The 13,170-nt window shown below is 56.1% G+C and carries 6 protein-coding genes and 2 pseudogenes; 6 read left to right on the forward strand and 2 right to left on the reverse strand.

The window, feature by feature from the left end:
- Positions 1–289: 289 nt before the first annotated feature.
- A complete protein-coding gene (locus tag MHA02_RS21015) occupies positions 290–1,072 on the forward strand; it encodes a ParA family protein (protein WP_147082442.1) in 783 nt (260 codons plus the stop codon).
- Between the two features lie 151 nt (positions 1,073–1,223).
- Here the strand turns inward: MHA02_RS21015 and MHA02_RS21020 are convergent, their stop codons facing one another.
- Entirely contained in the window at positions 1,224–2,606 is a 1,383-nt protein-coding gene (locus MHA02_RS21020) for a ShlB/FhaC/HecB family protein (RefSeq protein ID WP_210245098.1), read from the reverse strand.
- Positions 2,607–3,462: 856 nt separating this feature from the next.
- Here MHA02_RS21020 and MHA02_RS21025 point away from each other — a divergent pair.
- The 3 genes from MHA02_RS21025 (at position 3,463) to MHA02_RS21035 (ending at position 8,946) form a co-directional block, all read left to right on the forward strand.
- Entirely contained in the window at positions 3,463–5,700 is a 2,238-nt protein-coding gene (locus MHA02_RS21025; RefSeq protein ID WP_147082447.1) for a peptidase domain-containing ABC transporter, read from the forward strand.
- 13 nt (positions 5,701–5,713) lie between these two features.
- The gene (locus tag MHA02_RS21030; RefSeq protein ID WP_147082449.1) at positions 5,714–7,054 is read left to right on the forward strand and encodes an HlyD family type I secretion periplasmic adaptor subunit; all 1,341 of its coding nucleotides are present in this window, start codon (positions 5,714–5,716) and stop codon (positions 7,052–7,054) included.
- A 101-nt stretch (positions 7,055–7,155) separates the two neighbouring features.
- On the forward strand, positions 7,156–8,946 hold the full coding sequence (locus MHA02_RS21035) for a tetratricopeptide repeat protein (RefSeq protein WP_170249403.1): 1,791 nt from the start codon (positions 7,156–7,158) through the stop codon (positions 8,944–8,946).
- 380 nt (positions 8,947–9,326) lie between these two features.
- Here the strand turns inward: MHA02_RS21035 and MHA02_RS21040 are convergent.
- A pseudogene (locus MHA02_RS21040) lies at positions 9,327–10,494 on the reverse strand (IS3 family transposase).
- A 26-nt stretch (positions 10,495–10,520) separates the two neighbouring features.
- Here MHA02_RS21040 and MHA02_RS23015 point away from each other — a divergent pair.
- Positions 10,521–10,891, forward strand: a pseudogene (locus MHA02_RS23015) (DDE-type integrase/transposase/recombinase); the annotation flags it as partial.
- A gap of 286 nt (positions 10,892–11,177) precedes the next feature.
- Complete coding sequence (locus MHA02_RS21050) at positions 11,178–12,857, forward strand: hypothetical protein (RefSeq protein ID WP_147082453.1); 1,680 nt, start codon at positions 11,178–11,180, stop codon at positions 12,855–12,857.
- Positions 12,858–13,170 lie beyond the last annotated feature (313 nt).

Consider the following 13,170-nt stretch of genomic DNA (forward strand, 5'->3'; position numbering starts at 1 on the left):
CAGAGGTTCGGTGAGGCTCGGCCAGCAACAGCCTGGCAAGGCAAAACAGTCTGTCGGCCGAGCCCGGCGCTACTTCTCTCGTGGTCCCGAGGCAGGCAGCTCTTTCGTCCGAGGATGCGCTGCCTCGCCGGATGGTGGGTACAAGACCGCGGATTGAAACCGGATCAGGTATCTGATGGTGTCCGGCTCAGCACCGTCTGATCAATGACTCGATCGTGCCACCCGACCAGCCATATGTGGATCGCAGGCCGCACCAGGCTGAAAAAAAACTCAGGATTGCCGTGGCACGTTGAGAGGACTGCAATCTTATGCCACTGACATGACTAGGCGAACAAAACGTCTGTGGTTCTATCGAGAAACGACGGATTCACGACGCTGGTTTGTATGCTTGTGCCTATTGTGGTGCAATCGAGTTGGATCCATCATGATCGTTTTGTCCATCGTTCAACAAAAGGGTGGTGTCGGCAAAACGACTCTCGCAATCAACATCGCGGCCGAACTGCGCGCGCGCGGCAAAAAAGTCGTCGTCGTCGATGCGGATCCTCAAGCCTCGGCCGTGGCCTGGGCCGGCCCGCAGAAACTCAACTTCGATGTCCGTCCGGAGCTGGTCGGATCCCAGACCGTGGCGCAATGGCTGCGCAACGTCCTGAAGCAGCAGGCTGACGTGGCGATCGTCGACACGCCGGCTGGGATCGGAACCGTGTTTCGGGCGGCCCTCGACGTGGCCGATCTGATCATCGTGCCCTGTGGCCCATCGAGCCTCGACCTCAACGCGGCGCGCCAGACTTTGAGCCAGATCAGCTCGGCCCTGCGCAGCGACGCCCGTTCACTGGCGAAGGTGATCACCGTGCCGACTCGCGTCGATCTCCAGCAGCCCGAGGGCCAGCAGATCGCCGAGGAGCTGAACTCCTTGGGCGAAGCGGTCGGGCCGCCGCTCAGCCACGACGTCTATTATGTCCGCGCCTTCGCTCAAGGCGTCGCCGTCGTCGATGCCGCCCCGGCGAGCCCGGCGGCCGTCGAGGTCCGGGCCCTGACGGATTTTCTCCTGAGCCGCCTCCGCCTGCCGGTGTAAGCCTCCGCGTGATGACGATCGCGGCGGAGCGCCCGCATCGTCCTCCGCTGCTGCGCGCGGTGAGTTATCGGTGACGGATGATCCGCCTCACCGTCGATACGTGCGGGTCCGAGCCATGCGCCGGCCTGGGTGGACGCGCGACGCGCGCGTATCAGAACTTCGTCGACAGGCTCAGGGACACACCGGTGTAGTTCGGGATCGTCCCCGAACTGGTCTGGCGATAGAGCTCGACACCGAGCGAGAGGCGTCCCGGAAGCCAGGCGTCGGCGGGCAAGGCGAGGCGTGAGCCGATGCCCCAGGTACTGCCGACGATCAGGCGCTGCACGTCGAGGCTCTCGATGGTGCGAACCATACCGATGCCACCGAAGACGTAGGGCGTGACGATGGTGCCATCGAACGCCCAGGGGCAGACGATGGGCCGGCCGAGTTCCGCTCGCAAGGTCGCACCGCTCTCACCCTGATCGGTTTCGGGGTCGTAGACGGTGGTCTCCCCGGCGCGAAACAGCTGGAACTGCTCGCTGATCGGCAGCGCGCCGAGTGCGGAATATTGCGCCCGCACCTGCACGGTCAGCACGGCGTCGAGCGGCAGCGCCACGGTGGCGCGCGCGCGGCCGGCGAGCACCCCGATCACATGGGTCTCGCCCTCGCTCGCGGCATCGCCGGCGATGGTCACGCGATGCGTCCCTTGGGTCACACCGAGCGTTCCAACGGCGTTGGCTTCGACGGACAGGCCGGGAAGGAACTGACGCACCCAGATCGCCTCGGCCCGCATCGCGCCTGTATAGGCCAGCGTGTCGTCCTGGAACCGGAACGGCACCGAGGTGCCGACGCGAAACGACTCGGCCGTCAGATCCGGACCGACCTTGATGATCAGACTTTCGTCGCTGGTGATGCGGAGCGGCTGACCGTACCGCCACAACAGGCGCCCGTAATCGTAGGCGACGCCTAGATGGGTGACGGGGGATTCGGTCTGCAGGTGCAAACCGACGACACCCGTCTCGACGAAGCCGCCATCGGCTTGGTCGAGGGGCTTAGACCAGACGGCCAGGACGCTGCCAAGCGGACCGCCAGTCCGCTGCGTCTCCTCGCGCCGGCCAAATGTCCCGCCGAGCGTCAAGCGCCCCTGATCCTCGGGCAGCACCATAGTCGCCAGGCCGGAGGCGATGACGTGGTGGAACGGTCGGCTCGACAGGCCTCCGAGATTGGCTTCGCCGATCCAGCTCTTGGTTGGACCGAGCACCCGCAATTGGACCCGCTCGGCCCGCGATCCGGGAACCGGCTCGACCTGAAACGGCAGGCCGGCGTCGAGCTGCAGCAAGCCGAGGGCCCGCGTCAGCTCGACGGATGGCAAGAAGGATCGGTCGATCACCGAGGCCAGGCGCTGACGGGCCCGGGAGGCCAGAGTAGGCGGCAAGGCAGCGAGATCGAGCGCTTCGATGCGCACATCGATCACCTCGATGCGTGCGGCATCACCGTTGCGCAGGCGCTGCGGCGGGACGAAGGCACGCACCAGGGCGAAGCCGTGCTCGCGCAAGGCGGTTTCTGTGATCTGGGCTGCCGCGAACAGATCGCTGACGGATCCCTCATGAGGCGCCGCTGTCCGAACCTGCGTCTCGACAAGGTCGCGAATCTCGGCAGGAAGCCCCGCGATGTGAGGCGGTCCGAGCCTGAGGGGCGTACGCAGCCGCTGCGCCTGGTCCGCGGGCACGGGGCCGAGGGACACGCGCACGCCGCCGGCCTCCGGCTGAACGACGTACCCGGTCTCAGTCGCCCTGGCGCCGAACGCGGCCACGAGGCTCCATAAGAGTCCAGCGACCAAAGTCGTGGGCAGCGCTCGGCCGACTGTGCGGAGCAATTCCATCGCTGCTCGCCCGGGCCACGGATCCAGTGAGCGCCAGCGCATGGGGGTGTCCGCCTCACTTGACCGTGTCGATGCGCACTGAGTGCCGACGGGTCTCACACCATTAGCGACGAGAGGGTTGCGTCAAGGTTAACGAAACTTTGCTGTGAAGCGCCGACGACCTTCTCGCGAAGAGACGCGGGGATCGCTCGCGTCGCATGGGGGAATATGCTGCGGTGGGCTTTAGGGGCATGGCAGTGCTGGATCACAGGGACACATCTGGTACAGCCGACTGCTCCACGGACGGAGAGAGATGACGAACCGAATCGACCGTGCATGGCGAGCTGATTCGATCTCATCAATGTAACAGGCTTCAACCGACGAGAAGTGACTCCTAGGCCACACTCGCAGTCGATGCCTGAGATTGGCCATGATCGTGCATCAGAGGGAGCGCATGATTTTCAGTGTGGCGCTGGTACGGCTTCGTTGTCATACGTAGAAATCCAGCAAAGCGTCGATACAGCTCGGATCGCCAAAGTAGGCTAGGTCAATGTCTAACGGACTGATTGCAGTATCCAACGGCGCTGCGGCTTCTAACGCTCCTGCAATCTCGCGCGGCCAAGCTTTGCTCGATTGTCTGGTGATCGTCGCACGCCATCACGGCGTGCATCTCGCCACGAAACAGATCGTGCATGACAATCAGTTGAAGCCCGGGCCGGTGTCGATCCCGGATCTGGCGCGCTGCGCGCGCCGAGCCGGCTTGCGGGCGAAGTCTTTCTCGCTGTCTTGGCGTAACCTCGCCCGACTGAAACAGACCCTCCCCGCCATCCTCGTCCTACGAACTGGGACGGCTATGGTGCTGACGCGGGTTGAGGACACCGACGCGCTCGCACAGGTCGTACTGCGCGATCCACTCGCTCCGGAGGACGCTCCGCTGATCCTTGATCGCGTTCAGCTGGCCGAGGTCTGGGACGGCGCGACGATCCTGATCAAGCGGGATTACAGCCTGCGCGACGAGGAGCAGCCGTTCGGGTTCGGGTTTCTGGCAAGTTTAATTTTCCGTGAAAGACGCATTCTGCGAGATGTGGCAATTACCGCGGTGGCGTTAAGCATGCTCACACTTGTACCGATCCTGTTCTTTCGCTTGCTTACGGACCGCGTGATGATGCATCACGCCCTGACTACCTTCACCGCTCTTTGCATTGGACTCGTGCTTCTCGTCGCCTTCGAGGTTGTGTTTTCGGCTCTGAGACAGACACTCCTGCTGCATCTCACCGCACGTATAGACGTAAAAATGGAGACCTATGTCTTCAACCGACTTTTACGCCTGCCTGTTGATTTCTTCGAGTCCAATCCAATTGGATATATTACACACAATTTGCACGAAGCATATCGGATCCGAGATTTTTTAACCAAACAATTATTCGGTGTCATGCTTGACTCGCTTTGTTTGGTATTTTTTATCCCTGTGATGTTTGTCTTCAGTGTTCCGCTTACCTTAATCGTGCTAGCCTGTTGTGGACTAATAGGACTTTGGACAGCGATCATGTTGCCGGCTTACCGGCGTCGCATGAACGCTTTAATCGCGGCGCAAGCAGCGCGTGGCTCGTTTCTGACGCAGACGCTGCACGGCATCCGGACAATCAAGTCCCTGGCCCTCGAACCACGCCAAGCGCACGCCTACGATGTGCATGTTGCGCGCATTGCGCAACATCGGATCCGCGAAGGCAACCTCATCACGGTAATGCAATCAGCTATTTTGCCGATCGAACGCTTCATGATTTCTGGCACGCTGGCCATTGGTGTCTATCTAGCTGTAACTTCGACGAGCCCCGCCGCGATTGGCGAGATTTTCGTATTTCTACTACTAGCACAGAGGATCGCTGCGCCTTTGCGTCAGATGTCGACGCTCGTCGAGCAATATGATCAGGCTCGATCATCAGTCAATTCGGTCGGGGCGATGCTCAATCGCCCGGGCGAAGAACTGCGTCCGGGCCAGGGTGTCCGACAGCCTTTGATTGGTGCTGTAAGCTTTTCCGACGTGGTATTCAAATATTCTGGCTCAGCGACCCCAGCCCTGGATCGTGCAGCGTTCGAGGTTCCCCCTGGCACGACCCTCGGGATCATGGGCCGCAGCGGCTCGGGCAAGACGACGGTGACGCGATTGCTGCAGCGACTTCACAACGAATATGATGGTTTAATCAGGATCGACGGCATCGACGTTCGGGAGTATGCGCTGGACCATTTGCGCAGCAGCCTCGGTGTTGTCCTTCAGGACAGCTTTTTATTCGCCGGCACGATCCGCGAGAATATCACCGCGGCGAAAGTTGACGCTACCTTCGACGAAGTGGTGCGTGCCGCGAGGCTCGCGGGTGCCGAGGAGTTCATCGAGCGTCTACCGCGGGGCTATGAAACCTATCTGAGCGAGGGCTCAACCAACCTCTCCGGCGGTCAGCGCCAACGCTTAGCCATCGCTCGCGCGTTGATCACCAATCCACGGATCTTGATCCTCGACGAGGCGACGAGCGCGCTCGATCCGGAAAGCGAAGCCATCGTTAACGCGAATCTGAAGCGCATTTCGGAAGGTCGCACTGTGCTGGTGATCTCCCACCGCTTGGCGTCGCTCGTCGAGTCGGACGCGATCCTGGTGATGGAGCGCGGCCGGGTGCATGATCGTGGCACGCATGAGGAGCTGCTCGACCGCTGCGACATTTACCGCGACCTCTGGAACCAACAGAACGCAGCAACATCCAGTCGCCAAAACCGGTCGTTGCGGCTGGTAGGTTAAGGAGGCCGGGACAATGGCTGGCAAAGACACCGACGCACAGCTACTGAGATTCGAATCTGAAACGGCAGAGATCCGCGAGGCGCCTGAACCGATTGGATTGCGGATCACCACACTCGTCATGGCGGCGTTTTTGACCGTCGGCATCGTTATTTCGGCGGTTGCCCGGGTGGATCGTGTGGTCACGAGCGAGCGCGGCCGCATCATTCCAAGCCAGGGCACCATCCTGTTCCAGGCGCTCGACGCGTCGATTATCAAGACCCTGGACGTTCGCGAGGGAGAGCAGGTAAAGGAAGGCAAGCTCCTAGCAACCCTTGATCCGACCTTCGCCTCGGCTGACGTCGATCAAGCTACCCAGCAATTGGCCAGTCTCGACGCCCAGATCGCGCGCGCTTCAGCCGAGCAGGCGAACAAGCCTTACGAGCCGACCGCTACGGACCCGAAAAGGGCCGGTTATGAACATCTTCAGAAGCGGTTGTTCGATCAGCGGGCCGCGCAGCGCAACTCGCAGATTGCCAGTTTCGATGCAAAGATCGCTCAGACACAGGCAACCATCAAGCGCCTGGAGGGCGATGAGGCCCGCTATTCTGAGCGCGAGCGGATCTCCGGTCAGATCGAGGGCATGCGCCAACAACTCGTTGAGCGGCAGGCTGGGTCACTCCTGAATCTTCTGATCGCAAGTGACGCACGTCTCGAAATGATGCGCACCATGGAAAGCGGTCGGAATGCCTTAGTAGAGTCCCGTCAGCAACTCGGCGCGCTTCAAGCCGATCGCGACGCTTTTCTTCAACAGTGGCTGTCGCAGAGCAGCCAGGATCTCGTCACGGCGCAGGGCAGTCGCGACACCGCGGTCGCTCAGCTCTCGAAAGCCGCTCGCCGAAAGGATCTGGTGCAGCTTTACGCCCCTTCCGATGCCGTTGTGCTGACCCGGTCGAAGGTTTCGGTCGGCTCGGTACTGCGCGAGGGCGATACCTTAATGACGTTGGTCGCCCTCGATGCGCCGATCGAGGCAGAGATCGCGATATCGGCGAGCCAGGTCGGCTTCGTCCGAGCGGGAGATCCGGTGACGTTGAAGGTCGACGCCTTCAACTTCGTCGAGCATGGCTTTGCCGAGGGACATTTAAACTGGATCAGCGAAGGATCGTTTAGCCTCAACGACGAGGGTCAGCCGGTCGAGCCGTATTACAAGGCGCGCACCTCGATTGATCACTTGAAGTTTGTTCGAGTGCCGGCTGGATTTCGTCTGATCCCCGGCATGACTCTATCGGCAGATGTCCACATTGGTGATCGTTCCGTTCTTGCTTATATCATCACCGGCGCAGCTCAAGGCATGAGTGGCGCGATGCGCGAACCGTAAAGAGCAAACCAATTCGTATGCCAAGGTTCTTAGCTAAATATTTCTATCGCCGAGCTGGGCGTCTTCGTGCAAGTGGGCATCTAGCAGCAGCGCACAAGGACTTGGCTCTGGCGGCTAAAGCAGGTTATGCACCGGCGCAGTACATGCTAGCGCGCGCATATCAAACCGGCCACGGATGCGTACGATCGGGTGCCATCAGCGAGCATTGGTTTCGTGCTGCAGCTGAGGGGGGACACGTCGAGTCTCAGTTCGAGCTCGGCCTGATCCTGTTAAATAACCGTGATCTGTTTTGGGCGGCTGGTCTGTCTGCTGTATGGCTTGGGCATCGTGCCGATCAGGAAGAGCCATTAGCAGCTGCGCTATTCCCATCTGCTGGTGCGACGCTAAAGGATCCACAGGCAGCATTCCAGTGGCTCATGAAAGCCGCTATGGCCGGGAAGCCTGAAGCACAAGCCAATGTTGGTTGGCTGCTGCTAAAAGGATCCGGCTGTGAGACTGATCGGGCCGAAGCGCACCGCTGGCTGAGTTTAGCGGCGAGACATAATATCGGTCAGGCCGCCCTAGGGCTAGCTGAATATCATGGTGAAACTGGGACAGATGAATACGATCCCGCGCTGAGTGCGCACTGGGCCGGTCAGGCGTCGCATCTCGGCAATGGTTCTGGATCGTGGCGATACGGTATTGCGCTGCGTGACGGCTTAGGGGTTGCAAAGAACATTCCCGAAGCTGAAAGATATTTGAGCCTCGCGGCTGATCAGGGTCATCATACAGCAGGCTATGATAGTGCCGTGTTAATGCTTGCTCGCGAGCCTACACCTGAACAGTTGTTATCAGCAATCGAACGTCTTAGGTCTTGTGCTAAGCGCAACCACGTCCCCTCCGCTCTTCTTTTAGCCGATTTGTATGGTCGAGGCGATCGCATTCGCCCTGACCTGCGCGAAGTTGCCAAGTGGTATCTACTTGTTGCGGAAACTGGACATCCGCAAGCCATGTTTATGATGGGCTGTCTGTATGCCAGGGGTGACGGGGTAGTGCACGACCTCAAGCATGCCGCTCGATATTTTGAGCTTGCCGCCCAAGCTGGCCATGTACAGGCCGCATTCAACTTGGGATTATACCGCCTAAATGGGCAAGGCATTGAACGAAATATAAGCGAAGCGAAGCGGTGGTTACATTTTGCTGCAGAGGCGGGTCTATGTCAAGCTCAACTTTGCTTAGGTCAAATCTTGGATCAGGAAGCAGAAACTTCGACAGAGGCAGATGCGGCCAGATTGTTAATCAAGAGAGCAGCGGATTCGGGTAGCATAGATGCAAAGCTATCGCTTTCTCGAATGCTTATTGCTGACGGTAGCGATGTATCTAAAGACCAAGCCATCGTATTGCTTACAGAAGCGATGGGGGCCGGCGACGTCGATGCCTGTGAAATTTTGCTGCGCATGCCCGTCGTATCTGACTTGGATTACATCATCCAGATGCTTCAACGATCCATTCATAGTGGTAACGTGCGAGCTAAAGCTGTCTTGGCTGAGGCGCTTTTGACAAATGAGCATGTTCCCCGCGATCCCACGCGCGCAATAATGCTGTTAAAACAAGGTGTGGCAGAAGGTGATGCACAAGCCTGTTTCCTCACTGGGGTGATCTATTGTCAGGGTCAGTATATTTCGAAGGATCTAAAAATTGGTTTTGAATTTTATCTTCAAGCGGCAAAAATTTCCCATCCTCTCGCTCAATATAACACTGGTATCATGCTTTTACAGGGTATTGGTGTTGAAAGGAATGTTAGCGAGGGCGTAGCCTGGATTCGAAAGGCGGCCGGTAATAATGTTCTTCAGGCAGTGAGATTTCTAGGTGATATTGAAAAGCAAGCATCCCTTGCTGAGACGAGCATATAATACATTTTATGACTAACAATGTATTACAAACTACATATCTTGGCTTATAAGCTATTCGAATATTTGGATCCGCTTAGAACTGCTGAGGGTCAGTTTGAATCGATGGGAACTCACTGAGCGATATTATTTGATATCCGGCTGGCTTTCGTAAGCTCGCTCTTGAAGTGCAGTGATCGCGCGCATCAACGGCATCTTAATCAGTCTCCAACGGCCGCCTGCAGCTGCCCCGCCCTCACGTGCCCGGCCCCGGAGCAAGGTAGCCAGTGCGGCATTGGGTAAGCGTCGTCGTCAGGCCACGGCCTTGAGGGGCTGCGGGGCGTGGGCCCAGGGCAGCAGGTCGTCGAGGTGGCCTGCCCCCATTTGGTGGCCCAGGTTCGAAGTTAGTGCATCGTCGGTCGCGTGACGATGGCGGGGTGAGCGAGCGGCGCTGAGTTGCTCGGTTCCGTTGGCCAAATGACGACCTCCGGTGCAGGCGGGCGGTAGCCGAGCGAGGAGTGCGGTCGGATGCTGTTGTAGTGCCTCCGCCATTGCTCGATCACGACACTGACCTCCTTGAGCGTGTAGAACACTTCGCCGTTGAGGAGTTCGTCTCGCAGCTTCGCGTTGAAGCTCTCGCAATAGCCGTTCTCCCATGGACTGCCCGGCTCGATGTAGACGGTCTTTGAGCCGACTGCTGCGATCCAATCCTGGACCGCTTTGGCGATGAACTCCGGCCCGTTGTCCGAGCGGATATGACCCGGCACACCGCGCAGGCTGAACAGATCCGAGAGAACATCGATCACGTCGAGTGCCTTCAGCTTGCGAGATACACGGATTGCCAGACACTCGCGCGTGAACTCGTCGATCACATTCAGCATCCGGTACTTGCGCCCGTTATGCGTGCGGTACAGACGAAGTCGTACGACCAGACGTGGTCGGGTCGCTCCGGTCGCAGTCGTAGGCATGAGCCGTCGTTGAGCCAGAGGTGCGCCCGCTTCGGCTGGCGAGCGGGAACTTTGAGCCCTTCGCGCCGCCAGATCCGTTCGACCCGCTTCATGTTCACTGTCCAACAGTCGCGACGAAGCATCGCCGTGATCCGACGGTAGCCGTAGCGCCCGTACTGGAGGGCCAACGCGATGATCGCAGCCGTCAGAGCGGCCTCGTCCTCAACCAGGACGGCACCTTTGCGTTGGGTCGAACGATGCTGGCCCAGGACACGGCACGCGAAGCGTTCCGACACGCCATGCTCGGCAACGACGTGCTCGACACACGCCCGGCGACGAGCCGGGCTCAGAAGTTTCCCGAAGCCGCCTCCTTCAAGATGAGCTTCTCAAGGGTGAGGTCAGAGATCGCCCTGCGCAGGCGCAGGTTCTCCGTCTCCAGAGACTTCAGCCGCTTGACCTGATCACCCTTCAAGCCGCCGTACTCGGAGCGCCAGCGATAGTACGTGACCTCCGTGACCTCGATGGAGCGGATTGCTTCAGCGACTTTGCGACCTTGGGAGACCAAGACATCGACCTGCCGCAGCTTAGCGACAATCTCTTCTGCCGTATGCTTCTTCCGTCCCATAAAAACATCCTCCACATGGCTCGAAGCCATACCTCAGGGAGGACCACTTTTCAGGGGGCAGGCCAGGACGTCGTCACGGAAACCGCAAAGCAGCGTCAGCACCCAGAGTGATGCTCAACATGGTCTGGTTCGCCGATATTATCTACCTGCCCACCGGCGAGGGCTGGCTCTCTACCTGGCCCCCGTGCTCGATCTCGCCACCCGCAAGATCGTCGGCTGGTCCATGCGCGATCACAAGCGGACCGTTCTGACGTCGGCCGCCCTTATGATGGCCACCCAACGGCAAAGACCGTCTGACGGCCTCATCTGTCACTCTTATCGCGCCAGTCAATACGCCGCCGAGGCCGCACCCGCCACCTTGCCAGATCTGGCCTACCAGCTAGCCTTGGCCGCCACCCTGCAGTGGCCTCTCAATCGGCCCGATTTAAAATACCGGTCAGATCAGCCTTCCCAACGAGCTAACAAGGCTTTAAAGATCGACGAGATATAAGTTCCCGACTCCCGTCTGCCGATCGAGAATCATTTCATCTCTGAGGTCGGAATTCCGGCTTAAATGCCATAAACAAAAAACCTAATACGCATCAAGATAGCTCTCATGCTGCTAGAATTTGCTCCGCTTCCTGAATATTTTGCTCTTAGAAATTCTCTATAAAACTTATGGTTACTCTAACTTTTGAGCAGTCATGATCAATCGTCGCTCTGTGATATCCCGATTTTCCGCGATCTATACATTTGGCGGATTTAAAAACAGCGATAATTCTGCCATAGCCACGAGTAGGTTTATACATGAATGCGTTGTATTTGTAAGATCGTATCGAGATATTGAAAAGCTTATTAATTCAGAGAATGTTCTTTATGTTGTTACTGCGTTCCATTCTGAGAATCAGAATGGCGGTGCTGCCCACTACAGAAAAGTTGATCCCCCTTCAAAACTAGAGGGCTGGCATGTTAAAGATGCTATGGGCCACTTCTATGAACTAGATGAACAGCAGATTTGCCCGCAAATGTTTGGGGCGGCTGGTGACAACATTATAGATGATTATGGTGCGTTTTCCTTGGCGATTCGATATTGTGAAATGAATAAAGCGAGCTTGTTTATTCCGCGAAAATCATACGTCCTTTCAAAACAATTAACTATTACCAAACCAATCGATATTTCTTGCGATAATTCTGCAAATATTCGTTGGTTGGACGCAGACGATTGCGGTATTGCGCTCGATTATAGAGAAGTAAACTATGGATTGTGTAAAGTTCAGCTTCCGCATCTTTTTAGTCCTGCTGTTCAGGCTAATTTCCAAATCCCAGGATATGAAAGTAATTCGAAAGATTACAATCCTAGTTCAAGATGTGGTGATGGGTTAAGAATTATTGGAGGAAACAGACAAACCATTGAAATCGGATATCTTTGTGGGTGGAAAAACGCACTTGTCTTACAATCAACTAAAATTAAGAATAGAAAAATATCGATCGAGAACACAAGTATATATATTAACACATTAGATTTTTGTGAGCGTGGAATTTGCCTAAGTTCTTCTGAGGAACTAGATCAAGGTGGAATTTCAGCGTTTGATATACGGATCAATACGGTTTGGGCCAAAATACCAATCTATATTGACTCAAGATATTGTATGATTTCAGCTGGTCGAATCGATATCGCGGGGCAGGCGTTTACGAATGAAATTAATGGATGTTTGGTATACTGTTTAGGAAAAAATATTGAAAGAGTTACATTTAACTTTGAATGGGTATCTGCGGCAAAATCTGACGATAGCCCTAAGGGGACACCAGAACATCTGGTGCTGCCTTTTGTAGGTGGTGACCAGAAATCAAACGGTCTTCTTACAGACAAAGCTAATATCGGATACTTTGCTGGTAATTTATGCAAGTTTTTTATTGGTATTCCGCGCAGTAATGTTTTAACAAAAGGGGAAAATGTATCATTTGACAAAATTGTTAGAATTCGAGACTGTGGCGTAGGAAATATCATTAACATACAGGACGGAGAATCCAGATCTAATTACACAATGATAGCATCAGAGGATCGCGGCGAAAACTATTTCGATTTACTGAATGAAGGTGTTTTGCTTAAGTCCGGAGATTTATGTGTTATTAATTCTATAAAACTGAAACCCGGCGAAGTAAAAAATTATTGGTTATATCATCAATCGTTAAGCGCATCAGATGAGAAGAGGATCTTTATTATTCCATACACAGAAGGTAATACTAATTTTCAAACATCAATTATGGCATTTGATGATGCTAGGCGTGCTAAAAGAAATAGAGAAATCCGGATTAAAGTTAGTAGTAACGCCAGATTGGATTGTTTCATAGAAAATTTTTATTTTGTTATTGTAATTTTATAGATATACCATGGTCTATCGATATGTATTTAAGTATCACTCTAGGAGGGTTTCGTAGTTTTTTACCCTTGCGCGGGTCGATTTTTATTGATTACCCTATGGATTCGGCGAGTGCGATCTTGAGCGGTTGAAACGAAAGGAACTAATCGAATTGGTGTTGCGGTTTCAGCGCTCTGACACGAATTCGCGTACGCTTTCTAAGCCGCGGGCGACGAATCGCAAAGAGCAGCCCAAGCCCGGTTACTAGATGTTCAGTCCCGTTGTGTGATGGTACGTCTGCCCCGGCATGGAGGGACGCGCTATGGGCCAGCTTCTT

The sequence above is a fragment of the Methylobacterium haplocladii genome (genome assembly GCF_007992175.1).
Taxonomy (GTDB): Bacteria; Pseudomonadota; Alphaproteobacteria; order Rhizobiales; family Beijerinckiaceae; genus Methylobacterium; species Methylobacterium haplocladii.